We start from the raw sequence: 21,648 nt of genomic DNA on the forward strand, positions 1-21,648 counted from the left end.
CCCCCGTTCGACACCTGGCGCGGGCGTGGAGTACTGTTGAGCCCTGTGGTCGGAGTCCACGTGGCTCCGGCGTGCGTCCTGCACTTCGATGTGGCGCCGTGGTGCTCGCTAGGTTGACGTAAAGTCACTATTCGGGTATCCGTCGGCGGCTGTCGAGCTCGGTTCCGCAAAGCGGACGGGCGGGCTGGCGTGCTCCTCGCCGGAACTGGATCATTGCATCGAGGTTTCGGTCGAATGGCGCGACACGCCCGACCGCGTGGGTCGGAGAAGCCGCTCGAGGACACTCCGGTGGATCGGGTGCGGACCACAGCAGCAGGTAGGCCGGCGTACCGGTCTGGTTGCCCAAGGCAGTACGACGAGGCGTGACAGGAACGGGAGCGGCGTTGCCCACGATCCAGCAGCTGGTCCGCAAGGGCCGGCAGGACAAGGTCGAGAAGACCAAGACCCCGGCACTCAAGGGAAGCCCTCAGCGTCGTGGTGTGTGCACCCGCGTCTACACGACCACCCCGAAGAAGCCGAACTCGGCCCTGCGCAAGGTGGCCCGGGTCCGGTTGAACAGCGGGATCGAAGTCACCGCCTACATCCCCGGGGTCGGCCACAACCTGCAGGAGCACTCGATCGTCCTGGTTCGCGGTGGCCGAGTGAAGGATCTTCCGGGTGTCCGGTACAAGATCGTCCGAGGCGCTCTCGACACGCAGGGCGTCCGTAACCGTAAGCAGGCTCGTAGCCGCTACGGCGCGAAGAAGGAGAAGGGCTGATGCCGCGCAAGGGGCCTGCGCCCAAGCACGCCGTGGTGGTCGACCCGGTGTACGGGTCGCCGCTGGTGACCGCGCTGGTGAACAAGGTGCTGTTGAGCGGTAAGAAGTCGGTCGCGGAGCGCATCGTGTACGGCGCACTCGAGGGTGCGAAGAACAAGACCGGCAACGACCCGGTCGTCACGCTCAAGCGTGCGCTGGACAACGTCAAGCCGACGCTGGAGGTGCGCAGCCGCCGGGTGGGTGGTGCCACCTACCAGGTTCCGGTCGAGGTTCGCGCCGGCCGGAGCACTACCCTCGCGCTGCGCTGGATCGTCGGCTACTCCCGGGCTCGTCGCGAGAAGACGATGACCGAGCGGCTGATGAACGAGCTCATCGACGCAAGCAACGGCCTCGGCGCCAGCGTGAAGCGCCGGGAGGACACCCACAAGATGGCGGAGTCCAACAAGGCCTTCGCCCACTACCGCTGGTGATCCGACATGCCATCTGACGTACGTTCCTTGCTGGCCGGGACCCGCAACATCGGGATCATGGCCCACATCGACGCGGGCAAGACCACCACCACCGAGCGCATCCTCTTCTACACCGGTGTGAACTACAAGATCGGTGAGGTCCACGAGGGCGGCGCCACGATGGACTGGATGGAGCAGGAGCAGAAGCGGGGGATCACCATCACCTCCGCGGCCACCACCTGTCTCTGGCGCGACCACACCATCAACATCATCGATACCCCCGGCCATGTCGACTTCACCGTCGAGGTGGAGCGCTCGCTGCGGGTCCTTGACGGTGCGGTCGCGGTCTTCGACGCGGTCGCCGGAGTCGAGCCGCAGAGCGAGACGGTCTGGAAACAGGCCGACCGTTACAACGTCCCGCGTATCGCCTTCGTCAACAAGATGGACCGGGTTGGTGCCGAGTTCCACCGCTGCGTGGAGATGATGATCGACCGGCTCGACGCGACGCCGGCCGTGATCCAGCTCCCGTGGGGCGTGGAGGCCGACTTCCGCGGTGTCATCGACCTGGTCCGTATGAAGGGCCTCCTCTGGAAAACCGAGGACAAGGGCGCCTCTTACGAGACCGTCGACATCCCGCGGGATCACCTTGAGGCCGCGCAGGAGTGGCGCGACAAGCTCCTCGAGACCGTCGCTGAGAACGACGACGAGCTCATGGAGCTCTACCTCGAGGGTGAGGAGCCCTCCACGGAGCAGCTCGTCGCAGCCCTGCGCCGCGCGACTCTGGCGAGCAAGGTCAACCCGGTGCTGTGCGGTTCGGCGTTCAAGAACAAGGGCGTCCAGCCCATGCTCGACGCCGTCGTCGACTTCCTGCCGAACCCGCTGGACATCGGCGCCACCGTCGGCCATGCGGTCGGTGACGAGGAGACCGAGGTCCGCCGGGAGCCGAGCGAGGACGAGCCGTTTTCCGCGCTCGCCTTCAAGATCATGAGTGACCCGTACGTGGGTAAGCTGACCTACATCCGGGTGTACTCCGGCAAGCTGACTGGTGGTTCGCCGGTGCTGAACTCGACGAAGGACCGCAAGGAGCGTGTCGGCCGCATCCTGCAGATGCACGCCAACCACCGGGAGGACCGGGAGGGCGTCGGCGCGGGACAGATCGTGGCCGTGGTGGGGCTGAAGAACACCACCACGGGTGACACGCTCTGCGACCCGAACGCCCCGGTGATCCTGGAGTCGATGACGTTCCCGGCGCCGGTCATCCACGTCGCGATCGAGCCGAAGACCAAGGCCGACCAGCAGAAGCTGGGCACCGCCATCCAGCGGCTCGCCGAGGAGGACCCGACCTTCCAGGTCCGCACCGACGAGGAGACCGGTCAGACGATCATCGCCGGCATGGGCGAGCTGCACTTGGATGTGCTGGTCGACCGGATGCGCCGCGAGTTCGGTGTCGAGGCGAACGTCGGCAAGCCGCAGGTGGCCTACCGGGAGACGATCCGCCGCAAGGTGGAGAAGGTCGACTACACCCACAAGAAGCAGACGGGTGGATCCGGCCAGTACGCTCGGGTGATCATCAACCTGGAGCCCTCCGGCGGCGACGGCGGTGGCTACGAGTTCGAGAACAAGGTCACGGGTGGTCGCATCCCCCGGGAGTACATCCCCTCGGTGGATGCGGGCTGCCAGGAGGCCATGGAGTTCGGCGTGCTCGCCGGCTACCCGCTGGTGGACGTCAAGGTCACCCTGCTCGACGGCCAGTTCCACGACGTCGACTCGTCCGAACTCGCATTCAAGATCGCCGGTTCGATGGCGTTCAAGGACGCGGCCCGCAAGGCCGACCCGGTGCTGCTCGAGCCCCTGATGGCTGTCGAGGTCACCACCCCCGAGGACCACATGGGTGACGTGATCGGCGACCTGAACTCCCGCCGTGGGCAGATCCAGGCGATGGAGGAGCGGGGCGGCTCCCGGATCGTACGGGCGCTGGTGCCACTGTCGGAGATGTTCGGCTACGTTGGTGATCTTCGGTCGAAGACCTCCGGCCGGGCGAGCTACTCCATGCAGTTCGACTCCTACGCCGAGGTTCCCGCGAACGTCGCCAAGGAGATCATCGCCAAGGCCCGGGGAGAGTGAGCGCCCTCACGGCGTGAGCAATACCCCTACCTGACTACACCGCACGACACCACCCGTCCTTGGAGGGACACCCGTGGCGAAGCAGAAGTTCGAGCGGACGAAGCCGCACGTCAATATCGGCACCATTGGTCACATCGACCACGGCAAGACGACCCTGACCGCGGCGATCACCAAGGTCCTGCACGACGCCTACCCGGACCTCAACCCCTTCACGCCGTTCGACCAGATCGACAAGGCGCCGGAGGAGAAGGCCCGCGGCATCACGATCTCGATCGCCCACGTCGAGTACCAGACCGACACCCGGCACTACGCGCACGTCGACTGCCCGGGACACGCTGACTACATCAAGAACATGATCACCGGTGCCGCTCAGATGGACGGCGCGATCCTGGTCGTGTCCGCCACCGACGGTCCGATGCCGCAGACGAAGGAGCACGTGCTCCTCGCCCGCCAGGTCGGCGTGCCCTACATCGTCGTCGCCCTGAACAAGGCCGACATGGTTGACGACGAGGAGATCCTCGAGCTCGTCGAGCTGGAGGTCCGGGAGCTGCTGAGCTCGTACGAGTTCCCGGGCGACGACGTTCCGGTCGTCCGGGTCTCCGCGCTCAAGGCGCTGGAGGGCGACAAGGAGTGGGGCGCCAAGCTCCTCGAGCTCATGGCGGCGGTCGACGAGTCGATCCCCGAGCCGCAGCGTGACATCGACCGGCCGTTCCTCATGCCGATCGAGGACGTCTTCACGATCACTGGTCGTGGCACCGTGGTCACCGGTCGCGTCGAGCGCGGAATCGTCAAGGTCAACGAGACCGTGGAGATCGTCGGTATCAAGCCGGAGACCACCTCCACCACCGTGACCGGTGTCGAGATGTTCCGCAAGCTGCTCGACGAGGGGCGTGCCGGCGACAACGTCGGTCTGCTCCTGCGCGGTATCAAGCGGGAGGACGTCGAGCGCGGCCAGGTCATCGTCAAGCCGAAGTCGATCACCCCGCACACGGTGTTCGAGGCTCGCGTCTACATCCTCAACAAGGATGAGGGCGGACGGCACACGCCGTTCTTCAAGAACTACCGCCCGCAGTTCTACTTCCGCACCACCGACGTGACCGGCGTCGTGACCCTCCCCGAGGGCACGGAGATGGTCATGCCGGGGGACAACACCGAGATGACGGTCGAGCTGATCCAGCCGATCGCTATGGAGGAGGGTCTGCGCTTCGCCATCCGCGAGGGTGGCCGGACCGTCGGCGCGGGCCAGGTTACGAAGGTTCTCAAGTAGTAGCCGTGGGCGGTGGGTCCGGGCGTGTGTACGGACCCACCGCCCACGGCGCTGCCTGACCAGGCAGGGCTCTCGCGAGACTCGGCTGCCGAGGACAACCGGCCGCCGGCAAGGGACGCAGCCCGGTCCCGGTCGACACGTCGAGCGGGACCGGCACGAGACAGCGGTACAACCGGCAGGTTCTTTCCGCCGGCGGCGGGGCGCCAGGCTCGCCGCGCGGCCGGCGGTGAGGATCTACGGGCGGTGACCCGGTAGCGATACCGGCCGGACGAGACAGACAGGACAGGCGAAGCCCACCATGGCGGCACAGAAGATCCGCATCCGGCTCAAGGCCTATGACCACGAGGTCATCGACAGCTCGGCGCGGAAGATCGTCGAGACGGTGACGCGGACGGGCGCGCAGGTCGCGGGACCGGTGCCGCTGCCGACGGAGAAGAACATCTACTGCGTCATCCGGTCGCCGCACAAGTACAAGGACAGCCGCGAGCACTTCGAGATGCGGACGCACAAGCGGCTGATCGACATTCTTGACCCGACGCCCAAGACGGTCGACTCGCTTATGCGCCTCGACCTGCCCGCCGGCGTCGATATCGAGATCAAGCTGTAAGAGGGGCCGGCGCAGTCATGCTCATCCGCAACTACAGAGGGCTCCTGGGCACCAAGCTCGGGATGACCCAGGTATGGGACGCGAACAACCGCGTCGTGCCGGTCACCGTCATCAAGGCCGGACCCAACGTCGTCACGCAGGTCAAGACGCCTGACTCGGACGGCTACTCGGCCGTTCAGCTCGGTTACGGCGAGGTCGACCCGCGTAAGATCAACAAACCCGCCCGCGGCCACTTCGCCACCAGCGGGGTGGCGCCCCGGCGCCACCTCGTCGAGCTGCGGACCGCCGATGCCGGCAACTACCGGCCCGGCCAGGAGCTGACCGGCGAGGTGTTCTCCGCCGGGACCGTCGTTGACGTCACCGGCACCTCGAAGGGCAAGGGGTTCGCCGGTGTCATGAAGCGTCACGGGTTCAAGGGTCTGGGCGCGGGGCACGGCGTCGAGCGCAAGCACCGCTCGCCGGGGTCGGTCGGCGGCTGCGCCACGCCCGGTCGCGTGTTCAAGGGCCTGCGTATGGCCGGCCGGATGGGTCATGTGCGCACCACGACCTCGGGGCTGACGATCCACGCCTTCGACACCGAGCGTGGCTATCTGCTGGTCAGGGGTGCGGTGCCCGGCCCGGATGGTGGTCTGGTCCTCGTGCGCAGCGCGGCCAAGCGCCCGGCGCCCGAGGCCATCGCCCCGGCGGCCGAGCTGGCCGGTACCGGTGAGGAGGTCTCGGCATGAGCCGGGTGGCCACATCCGACCCGAGCGTCACCGCGCGCACCGTCGCGGTGCACGCGCCGAACGGGGGCGAAGGCGGCAGTGTCGAGCTGCCCGGTGGCGTGTTCGACGTGCCGCTCAACATCCCGCTGATCCACCAGGTCGTGGTGGCGCAGCTCGCGGCGGCCCGCCAGGGCACGCACGACACGAAGACCCGCGGCGAGGTCCGCGGCGGTGGCCGCAAGCCGTATCGGCAGAAGGGCACCGGCCGGGCCCGGCAGGGATCGCTGCGGGCTCCGCAGTTCACCGGCGGTGGCACCGTACACGGCCCCACACCGCGCAGATACGACCAGCGGACCCCGAAGAAGATGAAGGCCGCCGCGCTGCGCGGCGCGCTGTCCGACCGGGCCCGCAACAACCGGGTGCACGTGGTGTCCTCGCTGGTCTCCGGCGAGACGCCGTCGACGAAGAGCGCGGTCACCGCGCTGCGGACGATCGCCGACACCCGCCGGGTGCTGGTGGTGGCGAGCCGTTCGGACGAGCTGACCTGGAAGAGCCTGCGCAACGTCGCGGCGGTGCACCTGCTCGACCCGGGCCAGCTCAATACCTATGACGTGCTGGTGAGCGACGACGTGGTCTTCATCGAGGATGCGCTGGCCGCGTTCCTTGCTCGTGACACCCGTCCGGCAACCTCCACCGCCGGGACCGAGGCTGCTGCGGGCACCGAAGGTGTGGCCGGGGCGGAGGAGAACAAGTGATTCCCGACCCGCGTGACGTGATCCTGCGGCCGGTCGTCTCCGAGAAGAGCTACGGCCTGCTCGACGAGAACGTCTACACCTTCATCGTGCGTCCGGACGCGAACAAGACCCAGATCAAGCTCGCGGTCCAGCAGATCTTCAATGTGCGGGTCCTGCGGGTGAACACCATCAACCGGCAGGGCAAGCGCAAGCGGACCAAGCACGGCTGGGGACACCGGTCCGCCTCCAAGCGGGCCCTGGTGAGCCTGGCTCCCGGTGACACGATCGAGATCTTCGGAGGCCCCGGTGCCTGAGCGCGTGCGCTCCGCGGCGGCGGTGGGTCCAGGACGGTAGGAAGCCATGGGTATTCGTAGGTACAAGCCGACGACGCCGGGGCGTCGTGGTGCGAGCGTGGCCGACTTCGTCGAGATCACTCGTGACCACCCGGAGAAGTCGCTGGTCCGCCCGCTGCACTCCAAGGGCGGGCGCAACGTCCACGGCCGGATCACCACCCGGCACCAGGGCGGCGGGCACAAGCGGGCGTACCGGGTCATCGACTTCCGGCGGGACAAGGACGAGGTGCCGGCCAAGGTCGCGCACATCGAGTACGACCCCAACCGCACCGCCCGGATCGCGCTGCTGCACTACCTCGACGGCGAGAAGCGCTACATCCTCGCGCCGGTCAAGCTCAGGCAGGGCGACACGGTCAGTTCCGGCGTGGGCGCCGACATCAAGCCCGGCAACGCGCTGCCGCTGCGCAACATCCCGACCGGCACGGTGGTGCACGCCATCGAGCTGCGTCCCGGCGGTGGTGCGAAGATCGCCCGTAGCGCCGGCACGAGTGTGCAGCTCGTCGCGAAGGACGGCCCCTACGCCCAGCTGCGGATGCCCTCCGGTGAGATCCGCAACGTGGATGTGCGCTGCCGCGCGACGGTCGGCGAGGTCGGCAACGCGGAGCAGAGCAACATCAACTGGGGTAAGGCCGGCCGGATGCGCTGGAAGGGTCGCAGACCCACCGTGCGCGGTGTCGCGATGAACCCGGTCGACCACCCGCACGGTGGTGGTGAGGGTAAGACCTCCGGCGGTCGTCACCCCGTCAACCCCAAGGGCCGTCCGGAGGGGCGGACCCGGGCGACCCGCAAGTCGTCCGACGCGCTCATTGTGCGTCGTCGCAAGCAGAACAGGCGGCGGTAATGGTGATCTCCAGGCCCCGGGCCGCGTCGGCCACCAGCGCGCCGCCGACCAGCCGTACCCATCGGATCTGAGCAGGAAGGAGGAGACACAGCCATGCCACGCAGTCTGAAAAAGGGCCCGTTCGTCGACGACCACCTGCTCAAGAAGGTGGATCTGCAGAACTCCAAGGGCACCAAGCACGTCATCAAGACCTGGTCGCGCCGGTCGACCGTGATCCCCGACATGCTGGGGCACACGATCGCCGTGCACGACGGCCGCAAGCACGTCCCGGTCTTCATCACCGAGGGCATGGTCGGGCACAAGCTCGGCGAGTTCGCCCCGACCCGGACCTTCCGTGGCCACGTCAAGGAGGACCGGAGGTCACGCCGTGGCTGACGATCTCGTTGACGGCCTGACCCGGGCCGGTCTTCCCGGGGCGAAGGCCTCGGCCCGCTATGTCCGGGTCTCGCCGACGAAGGCCCGCCGGGTCGTCGACCTGGTGCGCGGGCGCTCGGTCGGCGAGGCGCTGGACATCCTCCGGTTCGCTCCGCAGGCGGCCAGCGAGGACGTGTACAAGGTTGTCGCCAGCGCCGCGGCGAACGCCGAGAACAACCACAGCCTCGATCCGGCCACCCTGTGGGTCGGCGAGGTCTACGTGGACGAGGGGCCGACGCTCAAGCGCATCCGGCCCCGAGCTCAGGGCCGGGCCTACCGGATCCGCAAGCGCACCAGCCACATCACCGTCGTGGTGGAGAGCCGGGAGCCGGTCTCCGCGGCCGGCCGGGGCGCGAAGACGACAAGGAGGGCCCGGTAGTGGGGCAGAAGGTCAACCCGCACGGGTTCCGGCTTGGCATCACCTCGGAGTTCACCTCCCGTTGGTACGCCGACAAGCAGTACAAGGCGTACGTCGGCGAGGACGTGAAGATCCGTAAGATGATGTCGCGGGGCATGGAGCGGGCCGGCATCAGCCGGGTCGACATCGAGCGGACCCAGGGGCGGCTGCGGGTGGACATCCACACCGCGCGCCCGGGCATCGTCATCGGTCGCCGTGGCGCCGAGGCCGACCGCATCCGTGGCGACCTGGAAAAGCTCACCGGGAAGCAGGTGCAGCTCAACATCCTCGAGGTGAAGAACCCCGAGGTCGACGCCCAGCTCGTCGCCCAAGGGGTGGCCGAGCAGCTCTCCAGCCGGGTCAGCTTCCGCCGGGCGATGCGCAAGGCCATGCAGACCGCGATGAAGGGCGGCGCGAAGGGGATCCGGGTGCAGTGCTCGGGTCGTCTCGGCGGCGCCGAGATGAGCCGGTCGGAGTTCTACCGCGAGGGTCGGGTGCCGTTGCACACCCTCCGCGCGGACATCGACTACGGCTTCTATGAGGCTCGGACGAACTTCGGCCGCATCGGCGTGAAGGTCTGGATCTACAAGGGCGACATCGTCCAGAGCCGGGCCGAGCGTGAGGCGCAGGAGGCGCTGCAGCGCCAGACCCGCCGGGAGCGCCCGCGCCGCGGGCCGCGTTCCGGCTCGTCCGGCACGACCCAGGGCGGGACCGAAGCGGGCCGGGCGGCGGCCCGCGGCGAGCGCCGCGGCCGTGGTGGTGGCGGCGGGAACGCCCCGGCTGAGACTCCGGCGGGCGAGGCCGCGGCGATCGAGTCGACGGCACCCGTCGCGGAGCCCGCCACCGAGGCGGCGAGTGCGCCGGCCGAGGCGGCCGTGGCGAACACTCCGGAGAAGGCGGAGGAATAGACATGCTGATTCCCCGGAAGGTCGCGCACCGCAAGCAGCACCACCCCGGGCGGACCGGTGCCGCCAAGGGCGGAACCCGGGTCACGTTCGGTGAGTACGGGATCCAGGCCTTGGAGTCGGCCTACGTGACGAACCGGCAGATCGAGTCGGCCCGTATCGCGATGACCCGGCACATCCGTCGTGGTGGAAAGGTCTGGATCAACATCTACCCGGACCGTCCGCTGACCAAGAAGCCGGCCGAGACCCGGATGGGTTCTGGTAAGGGCTCGCCCGAGTGGTGGGTCGCGAACGTCAAGCCGGGCCGGGTCCTGTTCGAGCTGTCCGGGGTCGCGGAGCCGGTGGCCCGCGAGGCGATGCGGCGGGCCATCCACAAGCTGCCGATGAAGTGCCGTTTCGTGGTCCGTGAAGGTGGTGCGTAATGGCTATCGCTACCGCGGACGAGCTGCGGAGCCTGTCGGGCGAGGAGCTCGTCGACAAGCTTCGGGAGGCCAAGGAGGAGCTGTTCAACTTCCGGTTCCAGGCGGCGACCGGGCAGCTGTCGAACAACCGCCGGCTGCAGGCCGTGCGGCGCGACATCGCCCGGATCTACACCGTCATGCGCGAACGGGAGCTGGGTATCACCGACGATCCGGCGGTGGCTGCCGGCGCGGCGGACGATGACGCGACGCAGTCGGAACGGACGTGAGGACAGTGACAGACGAGACGGCCTCCCAGGAGGCTTCGCAGAGCACGGACGCGGCGGCTCCCGCCCGCGGATTCCGCAAGGTCCGCGAGGGCCTCGTGGTCAGCGACAAGATGACCAAGACTGTCGTGGTCGCGGTCGAGGACCGGGTGCAGCACCCGCTGTACGGCAAGACGATCCGTCGTACCAAGAAGGTCAAGGCGCACGACGAGAGCGGCACCACCGGTGTCGGCGACCGCGTCCTGCTGATGGAAACGCGGCCGTTGTCGGCGACCAAGCGGTGGCGGATCGTTCAGGTCTTGGAGAAGGCGAAGTAGTGAAGTAGTCCTGGCCCGGACGCCGGGGCCGGGCAGGACCGGGTGATCAGTAGTACCGGGTGATCAGGAGCGGAAAGTGATTCAGCAGGAGTCGCGACTTCGGGTCGCCGACAACACCGGAGCGCGGGAGATTCTCTGCATCCGGGTGCTCGGCGGCTCTGGGCGTCGTTACGCGGGGATCGGCGACATCATCGTCGGCACGGTGAAGGACGCCCTGCCCGGCGCCGGCGTGAAGCGCGGCGACGTGGTCAAGGCGGTCGTGGTGCGTACCACCAAGGAGCGCCGGCGGCCGGACGGCTCCTACATCCGCTTCGACGAGAACGCGGCGGTGCTCATCCGGGACGGTGGTGACCCTCGGGGCACCCGCATCTTCGGGCCGGTCGGCCGGGAGCTGCGTGACAAGAAGTTCATGAAGATCATCTCGCTGGCGCCGGAGGTGCTGTGACCGTGGCCACTTTGAAGATCAAGAAAGGCGACACGGTCCAGATCATCACCGGCAAGGACCGTGGGCTCAAGGGTAAGGTCATCCGCGCCTATCCGGAGCAGAACAAGGTCCTCGTCGAGGGCGCGAACCGGATCACCCGGCACACCCGCGTCCAGCAGAGCACACGCGGCTCGCAGTCCGGGGGCATCATCACCCAGGAGGCGCCGATCCACGTGAGCAACGTGATGATCGTCGACCCGTCTGACGGGAAGCCGACCCGGATCGGTTACCGCATCAACGACGACGGCACCAAGGTGCGTGTCTCGCGGCGCACCGGTACCGAGCTGTAGGCCGAGCGAGCAGTCGAGCAGTTGGGAAACGAGATTAGACCATGACTGTGACCACCGAGGGCCGGACCATCGAAGGCCGGCCTATTGGCGCTCGCCCGGTCCCACGGCTCAAGCAGCGGTACCGCGACGAGATCGCCCCGGCGCTGCGGGAGCAGTTCTCCTACCGCAACGTCATGCAGATCCCCGGCGTCGTCAAGGTCGTCGTCAACATGGGGGTCGGAGACGCCGCCCGGGACGCGAAGCTGATCGATGGCGCTGTGCGGGATCTTGCGGCCATCACCGGCCAGAAGCCCGCGGTCCGGCGCGCGAAGAAGTCCATCGCCCAGTTCAAGCTGCGCGAAGGGATGCCGATCGGCGCCAAGGTGACGTTGCGTGGTGACCGGATGTGGGAGTTCCTCGACCGCCTCGTCACCATCGCGCTGCCGCGTATCCGTGACTTCCGCGGGCTGTCGCCGAAGCAGTTCGACGGTGCCGGCAACTACACCTTCGGGGTGACCGAACAGTCGATCTTCCATGAGATCGACATCGACCGGATCGATCGGGTTCGGGGCATGGACATCACGGTCGTCACCACCGCGACCACCGACGACGAGGGCCGGGCGCTCCTGCGGGCGCTGGGCTTCCCCTTCCGGGAGAACTAGAGAGATGGCCAAGAAAGCACTGATCGAGAAGTCGAACCGTAAGCCGAAGTACGCGGTCCGGGGTTACACCCGATGCCAGCGCTGCGGCCGGTCCCGCTCGGTGTACCGGGGCTTCGGGCTCTGCCGGGTGTGCCTGCGGCAGATGGCGCACCGCGGCGAGCTGCCCGGCGTCACCAAGAGCTCCTGGTAGGCCGGTACCGCGCCCCGGACCGGGGCCGGAACGGCGGCACCGGCAGCACGGTTCCACCGCACCACCACCGCACCTCCACCCGATCGCGGCAGGCCCGGCGGCCGAGGACGACCTCGGCACTGGCGGGAACCGCCGTGAGAAAGGCGTCAAGCCATGACGATGACCGATCCGATTGCGGACATGCTCACGCGTGTCCGTAACGCCAGCCGGGCGTACCACGACCGCGTGGTGATGCCCCACAACAAGATCAAGACGCACATCGCCGAGATCCTCCAGCAGGAGGGATACATCTCCGGCTGGCACGTCGAGGACGCGACCTCGGCTGGCGGCGTCGGCCACACCCTGGTCATCGATCTGAAGTACGGCCCCAACCGGGAACGCTCGATCGCCGGGATCAAGCGCATCAGCAAGCCGGGTCTGCGGGTCTATGCCAAGGCGACGAACCTCCCGAAGGTCCTCGGGGGCCTGGGCGTCGCCATCATCTCCACCTCGTCGGGTTTGCTGACCGACAAGCAGGCGGGCAAGCGGGGCGTGGGCGGGGAAGTCCTCGCCTACATCTGGTAAGGAGGGCGAGCGATGTCACGGATCGGGCGCCTGCCCATTCCCGTCCCCAGCGGTGTCGATATCACCGTCGAGGGAGCCACCATCACCGTCAAGGGGCCCAAAGGGACCCTGAGCCACGTCGTGGCCGAGCCGATCGTGGTGAACACCGAGGACGGTCGGCTCCTCGTGACCCGGCCCGACGATGAGCGTCGCTCCCGGTCGCTGCACGGCCTGACTCGCACCCTGGTCTCCAACATGGTCACCGGCGTCACCGCCGGATACTCGAAGACCCTGGAGATCGTCGGCGTCGGTTACCGTGTCCAGGCCAAGGGCTCCGACCTGGAGTTCGCCCTCGGGTACAGCCACCCGGTGCCGGTCAAGGCCCCGGAGGGCATCCGCTTCGAGGTGCAGACCCCGACCCGCTTCGTGGTCCACGGGATCGACAAGCAGCTGGTCGGTGAGGTCTCCGCGAAGATCCGCGGGCTGCGCAAGCCTGACCCGTACAAGGGCAAGGGCGTGCGCTACCAGGGCGAGGTCGTCCGCCGCAAGGTCGGGAAGACCGGGAAGTAGGAGATAGATCATGGCAGTGAGCCTCGGCGCCAGCTCGCGTCGACGGACCGCGAAGCTCCGTCGGCACGTCCGGGTGCGCAAGAAGGTGGCGGGCACCCCGTCTCGCCCACGGCTCGTCGTCACCCGGTCCTCGCGGCACATCTACGCCCAGGTCATCGACGACGTCGCCGGCCACACGCTGGCGTCGGCGTCCACCCTGGACGTGTCGCTGCGCGGCGGCGAGGGGGACAAGACCGAGCAGGCCCGCAAGGTCGGCGCCCTGGTCGCCGAGCGCGCGAAGGCGGCCGGGATCGTCGCGGTCGTGTTTGACCGCGGCGGGCGGACCTACTCCGGCCGCATCGCCGCGCTCGCGGACGCGGCGCGGGGGAGCGGGCTGGACTTCTGATGACTGCCCCCAGCCTTTACAGTCAGTCCAGCCTTTACCGCCAGTACAGCCAGAACAGGGAGATGTTGTAGATGCCAGGCCAGCAGCGCCGCGGCGGCGGCTCGGACCGTCGGGAACGCCGGGACCGGTCGGGCAGCGGCCCGGCGCAGGAGAAGAACGCCTACGTCGAGCGGGTTGTCGCGATCAACCGCGTGGCGAAGGTTGTCAAGGGCGGACGCCGGTTCAGCTTCACGGCGCTCGTTGTGGTCGGTGACGCGGACGGGACCGTGGGCGTCGGCTATGGCAAGGCCAAGGAGGTTCCGGCCGCCATCGCCAAGGGCGTCGAAGAAGCCAAGAAGCACTTCTTCAAGGTGCCCCGGATCGGTTCGACGATTCCGCACCCGGTGCAGGGCGAGGAGGCGGCAGGCGTCGTGCTGCTCAAGCCCGCCTCGCCCGGTACCGGGGTCATCGCCGGTGGTCCGGTCCGTGCCGTGCTGGAGTGCGCCGGTGTGCACGACGTGCTCTCGAAGTCGCTCGGCTCATCGAATCCGATCAACATCGTGCACGCGACGGTCGCCGCTCTGCGTGGCCTGATGCGTCCCGAGGAGATTGCCGCCCGTCGCGGCCTGCCGCTGGAGGATGTCGCTCCGCCGGCCATGCTGCGTGCCCGTGCGGCGGGAGCCAGCGTCTGATGGCCAAGCTGCGCATCACACAGATCCGGTCGGGGATCGGTGGTACCTCGAACCAGCGGGCCACGCTGCGTACCCTTGGTCTGCGGAAGATCAACGCGACGACCGTCCGTGATGATCGTCCCGAGATTCGCGGGATGATTAGAACTGTGACCCATCTTGTCCGGGTCGAGGAGGTGGACTCCTAGCCATGGCCGAACTGACGAAGACCGACGCCGGTGACGACACCGGCGCCACCGGCGTGGGCACCGAGGCCGGCTCGGCGCCGGCCGTCCGTGGCCGCGGTCTGAAGGTGCACCACCTCCGGCCGGCCCCCGGCGCCCATAAGTCCAAGATCCGCGTCGGTCGCGGTGAGGGTTCCAAGGGCAAGACCGCCGGACGGGGCACCAAGGGCTCGAAGGCCCGCAAGCAGGTGCCCGCCCGGTTCGAGGGTGGCCAGATGCCCCTGCACATGCGCCTGCCCAAGCTGAAGGGCTTCCGCAACCGGTTCCGCGTCGAGTACCAGGTCGTGAACGTCGCCACCCTCGCGGAACTGTTCCCGCAGAGTGGTGAGGTCACCAAGGCCGACCTCGTGGCCAGGGGTGCGGTGCGGGGCAAGTCGCCGGTGAAGGTGCTGGGCAACGGTGACATCAACGTCGCGCTGCATGTGAGCGCGGACGCGTTTTCGGCCTCCGCGAAGGAGAAGATCGCAGCTGCCGGCGGGAGCGTCACACAGAGCTGAGAGCATGGGTGGGGGTGTGGGCCATGTCACCCAGCTCCCACCCCGGCCCCGCCCGTCCGGACCCCTCGCCAGACGGCCGTGCGCCTCGGCGCCAGCCGTCTCTTGCCGTCCACCATCGCTTACCCATGGTGATGTCGGGACGAGTGGGCCGGGTGTCCTGTTACAGTCGCCTAACCGACCTCGGCGACCGGCCGGGGGAGGCGATCCGCACCGGGCAGGATGTCCACTTCCCGTCGGTCCGCAATCCCAGCAGGAGGAGCCGTGCTCACCGCCTTCACGCGGGCATTCCGCACGCCTGACCTGCGCAAGAAGCTGCTGTTCACCGTCGGTATCGTGATGCTGTTCCGGTTCGGCAGCGTCATGCCGTCGCCGGGTGTCTCGACGTCCGCAGTGAACACCTGTCTGGACTCGGCGAGTGCCGACAGCAGCAACGTCTACTCGCTGATCAACCTGTTCAGTGGTGGGGCTCTGCTGCAGCTGTCCATCTTCGCGCTTGGCATCATGCCGTACATCACATCGAGTATCATCATTCAGTTGCTCGTTGTGGTGATCCCTCGGCTGGAGCAGCTGAAGAAGGAGGGCAGCTCGGGCGAGCAGAAGCTTACGCAGTACACCCGGTACCTGACGATCGCCCTCGGTCTTCTGCAGGCCACCGGCATCGTGGCGCTGGCCCGCAGCGGCCGGCTGTTCCCCAGCTGTTCGGCAGCCATCATCCCGGACACGAGCCTGTTCCGGATCGCGACAATTGTCATCACGATGACGGCGGGTACCTCGGTCATCATGTGGATGGGTGAGTTGATCACCGCCCGGGGGGTCGGTAACGGCATGTCGCTGCTGATCTTCACCTCGATCGCGGCAAGGCTTCCCTCCGAGGGCGGACGCATCCTCCAGGTCGCCGGCGGTGTGGTGTTTAGCCTGGTGCTCCTGCTCGGTCTCGCGATCGTCGTGTTCGTCGTGTTTGTCGAGCAGTCTCAGCGTCGCATCCCGGTCCAGTACGCCAAGCGCCTGATCGGGCGGCGGATGTACGGCGGGACGTCGACCTACCTGCCGATCAAGGTCAACCAGGCCGGGATCATCCCCGTCATCTTCGCGTCCTCGCTGCTGCAGCTCCCTCAACTCGCCGGGCAGGTGTGGAGCAACCGGAGCTTCCAGGACTTCGAGCAAAGATATCTCTCCAGGGGAGACCATCCACTCTATCTGGTGACATACTTCGCACTCATCATCTTCTTCACCTATTTTTATGTTGCGATCACCTTCAACCCAACGGAGGTCGCGGACAACATGAAGAAGTATGGTGGGTTCATCCCCGGGATCAGGCCGGGGAACCCGACGGCGGAGTACCTCAAACACGTACTCGACCGGATCACGCTCCCGGGATCGCTGTTCCTTGGCGTGATCACGGTCCTTCCGTTGGCACTATTGAACCTGACCAAGGACCAGCCGTTCCCCTTCGCGGGCACGTCGGTCCTGATCATGGTGGGGGTTGGGCTGGAAACCGTGAAGCAGATCGAAAGCCAGCTCATGCTCCGCAATTACGAAGGTTTCCTCCGGTAGTGCGCCTCGTACTGGCCGGGCCGCCCGGTGCCGGAAAGGGCACCCAGGCCGCGTTCATTGCCCAGGCGCGGTCGATCCCTAAGATCTCCACCGGGGACATCTTCCGGGCGAACGTGCGACAGGGAACCGAACTGGGCGTCAAGGCCAAGACCTTCATGGATGTCGGTGATCTCGTACCGGACGAGATCACCATCGGTATGGTCCGCAACCGCTTGGCCGAGGACGACGCGGTCAAGGGATTCCTGCTCGATGGTTTTCCTCGCAACGTCCCGCAGGCCGAGGTGCTCGGGCAGATGCTCGATGGCATGGGGACCCGTCTGGACGTGGTGCTTGAGCTCGTCGTCGACGACGACGAGGTGGTGCGCCGGCTGTCCGGTCGGCGTACCTGTCGGAACTGCGGTCACATCTGGCACATCGACTTCGACCCGCCGTCGGTCGAAGGCGTCTGTGACCGGTGTGGTGGCGAGCTGTTCCAGCGCGACGACGATCGGTCGGAGACGGTCCGCCATCGGCTTGAGGTCTACGCGGACCAGACGGCGCCGCTGGTGGCGTACTACGCCGAAAAGGGCATCCTGATCGGTATCGACGCCACCGGACCGGTGGATAACGTCACCGACCGCGCGCTCGACGCCCTGCGGCACTACGGCGACTGAACCCGTCGGCCTGGTCCGGGCGCGGACCAGGCCGAACGTGGCTCCCGCGTTTTTCGCGGAAGATCGTTGGAGCACGTCCTGCGGGGTCGGCGGCTAGCATCGGAAACGGACACAACACGAACACGGACCGGGGCGACGAGCGTGGCGCGACGAGAGCACGTCCAAATCAAGACGGCGGCAGAGATCGCCAAGATGCGGGTTGCTGGCCTGCTCGTCGCGAAGACGCTGGCGCGGCTGTGTGACGCGGTTGTCCCCGGGGTCACCACGGCCGAGCTGGACGCCCTTGCCGAGAAGACGATCCGGGACGACGGCGGTATCCCGTCCTTCAAGGGCTATGCCCAGCCGCCGTATCCGGCCTCGATCTGCAGCTCGGTCAACAACGAGGTAGTGCACGCCATCCCCACCCGCAAGCGGGTGCTGCGCGAGGGCGATATCATCTCGATCGACTGCGGGGCCATCGTGGACGGCTGGCACGGGGACGCCGCGATCACCGTGCCGGTCGGTGAGGTCGCCCCGGAGGTTCTCGCGATGATCGACACGTGCGAGGGCGCGCTGTGGGCGGGCCTCGCCGCAGCCCAGCTCGGCGGAAAGCTCACCGACATCAGCGCCGCCGTCGAGCGGCACGTCCGTCCACATGGCTACGGCATCGTCGACCACTACGGCGGCCACGGCATCGGCAGCGAGATGCACCAGCCCCCCCACGTGCTCAACCACGGCCGGCCTGGCCGTGGCATCCGGCTGATCGAGGGCCTTGCGCTGGCCATCGAGCCTATGATCACTATGGGGTCGCCGGACACGGCCGTGCTCCCCGACGACTGGACCGTCGTGACCCGCGACGGCAGCCTCGCCGCCCACACCGAGCACTCGGTGGCAATCACTCCCCGTGGGCCGTGGGTGCTAACGGCGCCGGACGGCGGAGCGGCGAAACTCGCCGAGCTCGGGGTCGTCTGCGGGCAGCCGGCTGACGCCCCGTCCGGAACCGGCTGAACCGGCTGAGGTCGCGTCGGCCCTTGACGGGGATCGTGTTGACCCTTGACGGGGGTCGCAGCGTACACTCCTTAGCTGGCGGTCTTCTCACGCCGGTGTGCTCCACCGTGTCGATAGCAGTCCTGTCCATGGCAGTTGCGGTCGGTGGCAGTGTGGTTGGTGGGTTCGGGCTCCTCTCGGGGTAGTTCAAGCCTCTGATCTGGGCTTTTCCGGACATTTCGGGGGGCCGACCGGTCGCGGCCGAGCCGCCGTCCCATAGTCGACGTCAGGACAGCGGAGGACATGCCGAAGAAGGACGGGGCCATCGAGATCGAAGGCCGTGTGGTGGAGCCGCTCCCGAACGCGATGTTCCGGGTGGAGCTCCAGAACGGTCATCGTGTTCTCGCCCACATCAGCGGGAAGATGCGCCAGCACTACATCCGGATCCTGCCGGAGGACCGCGTCGTGGTCGAGCTCTCGCCCTACGACCTGTCCCGCGGCCGCATCGTCTACCGCTACAAGTAGTCGATCTCTTCTCACTCGCCCGTAGCTCCACTCAATCGCCACGCGCGGCCCGCGGCTGCGCAGGAGGTCCGCAACAGCCGTGAAGGTCAAGCCCAGCGTCAAGAAGATCTGCGACAAGTGCAAGGTGATCCGTCGCCACGGGCGAGTCATGGTCATCTGCGACAACCTTCGTCACAAGCAGCGTCAGGGCTGATGTCCTGACGGGTGCGCCTCGTCCCGGCGGGTGGCACAGCACGTGCCGCCCGCCGAGATGTGGCCCACCGCATCCAAGCGATGCCAGGCGTCCTCTTCGGGACGACCCACCCCCGGTCGGAGGCCGGGGCCCGCCTGGCCCGGCGCCGGCCGGGACGGCATCGCCCGAGACCTCCGGCCGCAGGAAGGAAACATCCGTTCATGGCACGCCTCTCCGGCGTCGACCTTCCCCGCGAGAAGCGGGTTGAGATCGCTCTGACCTACATCTTCGGGATCGGCCGCAGCCGCTCCCGAGACACCCTCGCCGCCACCGGGGTCAACCCGGACACGCGTGTTCGTGATCTGAGCGAGGAAGAGATCGTCAGGCTGCGCGACTGGATCGACGCGAACTACCGGGTCGAGGGTGACCTCAACCGGGAGATCAAGCAGGACATCCGCCGCAAGATGGAGATCGGGTGCTACCAGGGGCTCCGTCACCGGCGTAACCTGCCCGTCCACGGCCAGCGCACGCACACCAACGCGCGCACCCGTAAGGGCCCGCGCCGCGCCATCGCCGGCAAGAAGAAGGCTGGCAAGAAGTAGTCAGGGTCCCCGGTGGACCGTTCGGGTCCGCCGCCGACCACTGATCGACGACCTCGTACACGGAGACCACACGCGAATATGCCTCCCAAGACGCGCGCAGCCGGCGCCAAGAAGGTCCGGCGCAAGGAAAAGAAGAACGTCGCCCACGGACACGCTCACATCAAGAGCACGTTCAACAACACGATCGTCTCCATCACCGACCCGTCCGGGAACGTGATCTCCTGGGCTTCGGCGGGCCATGTCGGCTTCAAGGGCTCCCGCAAGTCCACGCCCTTCGCCGCCCAGATGGCGGCCGAGAACGCGGCCCGCAAGGCGCAGGAGCACGGGATGCGCAAGGTCGACGTCTTCGTGAAGGGCCCGGGTTCCGGCCGGGAGACCGCGATCCGTTCCCTGCAGGCCGCGGGGCTCGAGGTCGGTGCGATCCAGGACGTCACCCCGACCCCGCACAACGGTTGCCGCCCGCCCAAGCGGCGCAGGGTGTGACCATGCGGCGAGGCGGCCGTGGCCGGGGCTCCACGCCGGCCGGTGTCGTGGCGTCGTGTTCGAGTTCGCGCCAGGAAACGAGAGAGAAGGATTAGATGGCCCGTTACACCGGCGCGGACTGCAAGCGTTGCCGCCGCGAGAAGACCAAGCTGTTCCTCAAGGGCAGCAAGTGCGACACCCCGAAGTGCCCGATCGAGATCCGACCCTACCCGCCGGGCGAGCACGGCCGTGGCCGCACCAAGGACTCCGAGTACCTGCTGCAGAAGCGCGAAAAGCAGAAGTGTGCCCGGATCTACGGCGTGCTGGAGAAGCAGTTCCGGGGCTACTACGACGAGGCGAATCGCCGGGCGGGCAAGACCGGTGACGAGCTGCTGAAGATCCTTGAGTCGCGGCTCGACAACGTCGTGTACCGGGCTGGCTTCGCACCCTCGCGGGACGCCGCCCGTCAGGCTGTCCGGCACGGCCACGTCCAGGTGAACGGCCGCAAGGTCGACATCCCCAGCTATCGGATCAGCGAGAACGACATCGTCGAGATCGCGCCGAAGGCCCGGGAGCTCACCCCGTTCATCGTGGCCCGGGAGACCGCGGGTCAGGGTCGGGCCGTTCCAGCCTGGCTGGAGGTGATCCCGAGCCAGCTGCGGATCCTGGTGCACTCGCTGCCGACGCGGCAGGTGATCGATACCCAGGTGCAGGAACAGCTGATCGTCGAGCTCTACTCCAAGTAAGATCTACCGGCGTCGTCCCCGCAGCCAGGGGGCGGAGCACACTGGTATCCGGGCGGGCCTCCGCCCGGACACCACCCGTGGGTGGAACGGACCGATGTTCCGCCCACCGGCTCCCGTCAGGGGGCCCGCACCACACGGCGTCATATGGCGGTCGCCGTGGTCGGAAGGACGTTCTCATGCTGATCGCTCAGCGTCCCACCCTCATCGAAGACCCGATCTCCGAGTTCCGTTCACGCTTCGTGATCGAGCCGCTGGAGCCGGGCTTCGGCTACACCCTCGGTAACTCGTTGCGCCGGACCCTGCTGTCCTCCATCCCCGGTGCCTCGGTCACCAGCATCCGCATCGACGGTGTGCTGCACGAGTTCTCCACCGTGCCCGGCGTCAAGGAGGACGTGACCGACCTGATCCTGAACCTCAAGGAACTGGTCGTCAGCTCCGACAACGACGAGCCGACCGTGATGTACCTGCGCAAGCAGGGCCCCGGCGAGGTCACGGCGGCGGACATCGCCCCGCCGGCGGGCGTCGAGGTGCACAACCCCGAGTTGCGGCTCGCCACTCTGAACGACAAGGGCAAGCTCGAGATCGAGCTGACCGTCGAGCGGGGGCGCGGGTATGTCAGCGCGGCCCAGAACAAGCAGGCCGGCCAGGAGATCGGGCGGATCCCGATCGACTCGATCTACTCGCCGGTGCTGAAGGTGACCTACAAGGTCGAGGCGACCCGCGTCGAGCAGCGGACCGACTTCGACCGGCTCATCGTTGACGTCGAGACCAAGCCGTCGATCTCCCCGCGAGACGCGATGGCCAGCGCCGGCAAGACCCTGGTCGGCCTGTTCGGGCTGGCTCAGGAGCTCAACGCCGAGGCGGAGGGCGTCGACATCGGCCCGTCCGCCGCGGACGCGGCGCTGGCGGCCGACCTCGCGC

Annotated in this window: 34 protein-coding genes; all 34 read left to right on the plus strand. The window is 67.6% G+C overall.

Going from position 1 to position 21,648, the window contains the following annotated elements; all coding sequences use genetic code 11:
• The first annotated feature begins 383 nt into the window (after positions 1-383).
• Positions 384-758: a 30S ribosomal protein S12 gene (gene rpsL, locus AC08OX_RS00145; protein WP_009740532.1), complete on the plus strand. Its 375-nt coding sequence runs from the start codon at positions 384-386 to the stop codon at positions 756-758.
• On the plus strand, positions 758-1,228 hold the full coding sequence (gene rpsG, locus AC08OX_RS00150; protein ID WP_009740531.1) for a 30S ribosomal protein S7: 471 nt from the start codon (positions 758-760) through the stop codon (positions 1,226-1,228). Before rpsL ends, rpsG begins: the two co-directional genes overlap by 1 nt.
• 6 nt (positions 1,229-1,234) lie before the next feature.
• Entirely contained in the window at positions 1,235-3,331 is a 2,097-nt protein-coding gene (gene fusA / locus AC08OX_RS00155; protein ID WP_476605938.1) for an elongation factor G, read from the plus strand.
• A gap of 73 nt (positions 3,332-3,404) precedes the next feature.
• Entirely contained in the window at positions 3,405-4,598 is a 1,194-nt protein-coding gene (gene tuf, locus AC08OX_RS00160) for an elongation factor Tu (RefSeq protein WP_011435038.1), read from the plus strand.
• Positions 4,599-4,896: 298 nt separating this feature from the next.
• Positions 4,897-5,205 (plus strand): 30S ribosomal protein S10, encoded by a 309-nt coding sequence (rpsJ, locus tag AC08OX_RS00165; protein ID WP_007514815.1) that lies wholly within the window; start codon positions 4,897-4,899, stop codon positions 5,203-5,205.
• A gap of 17 nt (positions 5,206-5,222) precedes the next feature.
• Complete coding sequence (rplC, locus tag AC08OX_RS00170) at positions 5,223-5,930, plus strand: 50S ribosomal protein L3 (RefSeq protein WP_476605939.1); 708 nt, start codon at positions 5,223-5,225, stop codon at positions 5,928-5,930.
• Positions 5,927-6,664 (plus strand): 50S ribosomal protein L4, encoded by a 738-nt coding sequence (gene rplD, locus AC08OX_RS00175; protein ID WP_011435040.1) that lies wholly within the window; start codon positions 5,927-5,929, stop codon positions 6,662-6,664. The genes rplC and rplD overlap by 4 nt, the downstream gene beginning before the upstream one ends.
• The gene (gene rplW, locus AC08OX_RS00180) at positions 6,661-6,957 is read left to right on the plus strand and encodes a 50S ribosomal protein L23 (RefSeq protein ID WP_011435041.1); all 297 of its coding nucleotides are present in this window, start codon (positions 6,661-6,663) and stop codon (positions 6,955-6,957) included. The genes rplD and rplW overlap by 4 nt, the downstream gene beginning before the upstream one ends.
• Positions 6,958-7,003: 46 nt before the next feature.
• Positions 7,004-7,837 carry a 50S ribosomal protein L2 gene (rplB, locus tag AC08OX_RS00185; RefSeq protein WP_476605940.1) on the plus strand — a complete coding sequence of 278 codons (834 nt, stop codon included), beginning with the start codon at positions 7,004-7,006 and terminating at the stop codon, positions 7,835-7,837.
• Between the two features lie 93 nt (positions 7,838-7,930).
• The gene (rpsS, locus tag AC08OX_RS00190; RefSeq protein WP_011435043.1) at positions 7,931-8,212 is read left to right on the plus strand and encodes a 30S ribosomal protein S19; all 282 of its coding nucleotides are present in this window, start codon (positions 7,931-7,933) and stop codon (positions 8,210-8,212) included.
• Positions 8,205-8,630 carry a 50S ribosomal protein L22 gene (gene rplV, locus AC08OX_RS00195; RefSeq protein ID WP_011435044.1) on the plus strand — a complete coding sequence of 142 codons (426 nt, stop codon included), beginning with the start codon at positions 8,205-8,207 and terminating at the stop codon, positions 8,628-8,630. Before rpsS ends, rplV begins: the two co-directional genes overlap by 8 nt.
• Positions 8,630-9,556 (plus strand): 30S ribosomal protein S3, encoded by a 927-nt coding sequence (gene rpsC / locus AC08OX_RS00200; protein ID WP_476605941.1) that lies wholly within the window; start codon positions 8,630-8,632, stop codon positions 9,554-9,556. Before rplV ends, rpsC begins: the two co-directional genes overlap by 1 nt.
• A gap of 2 nt (positions 9,557-9,558) precedes the next feature.
• A complete protein-coding gene (rplP, locus tag AC08OX_RS00205; RefSeq protein WP_009740521.1) occupies positions 9,559-9,975 on the plus strand; it encodes a 50S ribosomal protein L16 in 417 nt (138 codons plus the stop codon).
• Positions 9,975-10,241: a 50S ribosomal protein L29 gene (gene rpmC, locus AC08OX_RS00210; protein ID WP_476605942.1), complete on the plus strand. Its 267-nt coding sequence runs from the start codon at positions 9,975-9,977 to the stop codon at positions 10,239-10,241. Before rplP ends, rpmC begins: the two co-directional genes overlap by 1 nt.
• Before the next feature lie 5 nt (positions 10,242-10,246).
• Complete coding sequence (gene rpsQ / locus AC08OX_RS00215; RefSeq protein WP_011435047.1) at positions 10,247-10,555, plus strand: 30S ribosomal protein S17; 309 nt, start codon at positions 10,247-10,249, stop codon at positions 10,553-10,555.
• 76 nt (positions 10,556-10,631) lie between these two features.
• On the plus strand, positions 10,632-11,000 hold the full coding sequence (rplN, locus tag AC08OX_RS00220; RefSeq protein ID WP_009740518.1) for a 50S ribosomal protein L14: 369 nt from the start codon (positions 10,632-10,634) through the stop codon (positions 10,998-11,000).
• Positions 11,001-11,002: 2 nt separating this feature from the next.
• On the plus strand, positions 11,003-11,329 hold the full coding sequence (rplX, locus tag AC08OX_RS00225; protein ID WP_462185747.1) for a 50S ribosomal protein L24: 327 nt from the start codon (positions 11,003-11,005) through the stop codon (positions 11,327-11,329).
• A gap of 41 nt (positions 11,330-11,370) precedes the next feature.
• Entirely contained in the window at positions 11,371-11,970 is a 600-nt protein-coding gene (gene rplE, locus AC08OX_RS00230) for a 50S ribosomal protein L5 (RefSeq protein WP_011435049.1), read from the plus strand.
• A 4-nt stretch (positions 11,971-11,974) separates the two neighbouring features.
• Positions 11,975-12,160: a type Z 30S ribosomal protein S14 gene (locus AC08OX_RS00235; protein ID WP_011435050.1), complete on the plus strand. Its 186-nt coding sequence runs from the start codon at positions 11,975-11,977 to the stop codon at positions 12,158-12,160.
• A gap of 153 nt (positions 12,161-12,313) precedes the next feature.
• Positions 12,314-12,724, plus strand: coding sequence for a 30S ribosomal protein S8 (gene rpsH / locus AC08OX_RS00240; RefSeq protein ID WP_476605943.1), 411 nt, complete (start codon positions 12,314-12,316; stop codon positions 12,722-12,724).
• Between the two features lie 12 nt (positions 12,725-12,736).
• Positions 12,737-13,273 (plus strand): 50S ribosomal protein L6, encoded by a 537-nt coding sequence (gene rplF / locus AC08OX_RS00245; protein WP_011435052.1) that lies wholly within the window; start codon positions 12,737-12,739, stop codon positions 13,271-13,273.
• 10 nt (positions 13,274-13,283) lie between these two features.
• Positions 13,284-13,658: a 50S ribosomal protein L18 gene (gene rplR, locus AC08OX_RS00250; RefSeq protein WP_476605944.1), complete on the plus strand. Its 375-nt coding sequence runs from the start codon at positions 13,284-13,286 to the stop codon at positions 13,656-13,658.
• Between the two features lie 71 nt (positions 13,659-13,729).
• Positions 13,730-14,329, plus strand: a complete 600-nt coding sequence (gene rpsE, locus AC08OX_RS00255; RefSeq protein WP_476605945.1) for a 30S ribosomal protein S5 — start codon at positions 13,730-13,732, stop codon at positions 14,327-14,329.
• Positions 14,329-14,514 carry a 50S ribosomal protein L30 gene (rpmD, locus tag AC08OX_RS00260; protein ID WP_011435055.1) on the plus strand — a complete coding sequence of 62 codons (186 nt, stop codon included), beginning with the start codon at positions 14,329-14,331 and terminating at the stop codon, positions 14,512-14,514. Before rpsE ends, rpmD begins: the two co-directional genes overlap by 1 nt.
• 2 nt (positions 14,515-14,516) lie before the next feature.
• Positions 14,517-15,047, plus strand: a complete 531-nt coding sequence (gene rplO, locus AC08OX_RS00265; protein WP_476605946.1) for a 50S ribosomal protein L15 — start codon at positions 14,517-14,519, stop codon at positions 15,045-15,047.
• Between the two features lie 261 nt (positions 15,048-15,308).
• Positions 15,309-16,601, plus strand: a complete 1,293-nt coding sequence (gene secY / locus AC08OX_RS00270; RefSeq protein WP_476605947.1) for a preprotein translocase subunit SecY — start codon at positions 15,309-15,311, stop codon at positions 16,599-16,601.
• On the plus strand, positions 16,601-17,254 hold the full coding sequence (locus AC08OX_RS00275) for an adenylate kinase (protein ID WP_476605948.1): 654 nt from the start codon (positions 16,601-16,603) through the stop codon (positions 17,252-17,254). The genes secY and AC08OX_RS00275 overlap by 1 nt, the downstream gene beginning before the upstream one ends.
• Positions 17,255-17,395: 141 nt before the next feature.
• Entirely contained in the window at positions 17,396-18,241 is an 846-nt protein-coding gene (gene map / locus AC08OX_RS00280; RefSeq protein WP_476605949.1) for a type I methionyl aminopeptidase, read from the plus strand.
• A gap of 282 nt (positions 18,242-18,523) precedes the next feature.
• The gene (gene infA / locus AC08OX_RS00285; RefSeq protein WP_006541558.1) at positions 18,524-18,745 is read left to right on the plus strand and encodes a translation initiation factor IF-1; all 222 of its coding nucleotides are present in this window, start codon (positions 18,524-18,526) and stop codon (positions 18,743-18,745) included.
• Positions 18,746-18,824: 79 nt separating this feature from the next.
• Positions 18,825-18,938, plus strand: a complete 114-nt coding sequence (gene rpmJ / locus AC08OX_RS00290) for a 50S ribosomal protein L36 (RefSeq protein ID WP_003956441.1) — start codon at positions 18,825-18,827, stop codon at positions 18,936-18,938.
• Positions 18,939-19,138: 200 nt separating this feature from the next.
• Entirely contained in the window at positions 19,139-19,519 is a 381-nt protein-coding gene (gene rpsM / locus AC08OX_RS00295; protein WP_462202433.1) for a 30S ribosomal protein S13, read from the plus strand.
• A gap of 78 nt (positions 19,520-19,597) precedes the next feature.
• Positions 19,598-20,002 (plus strand): 30S ribosomal protein S11, encoded by a 405-nt coding sequence (rpsK, locus tag AC08OX_RS00300; RefSeq protein WP_011435061.1) that lies wholly within the window; start codon positions 19,598-19,600, stop codon positions 20,000-20,002.
• A gap of 95 nt (positions 20,003-20,097) precedes the next feature.
• On the plus strand, positions 20,098-20,727 hold the full coding sequence (gene rpsD, locus AC08OX_RS00305; RefSeq protein ID WP_476605950.1) for a 30S ribosomal protein S4: 630 nt from the start codon (positions 20,098-20,100) through the stop codon (positions 20,725-20,727).
• A 176-nt stretch (positions 20,728-20,903) separates the two neighbouring features.
• Positions 20,904-21,648 (plus strand): DNA-directed RNA polymerase subunit alpha (locus tag AC08OX_RS00310; protein WP_476605951.1); only part of this gene is annotated, 745 nt, incomplete at its 3' end.

This window comes from Frankia sp. CoBUL1, from assembly GCF_978021245.1.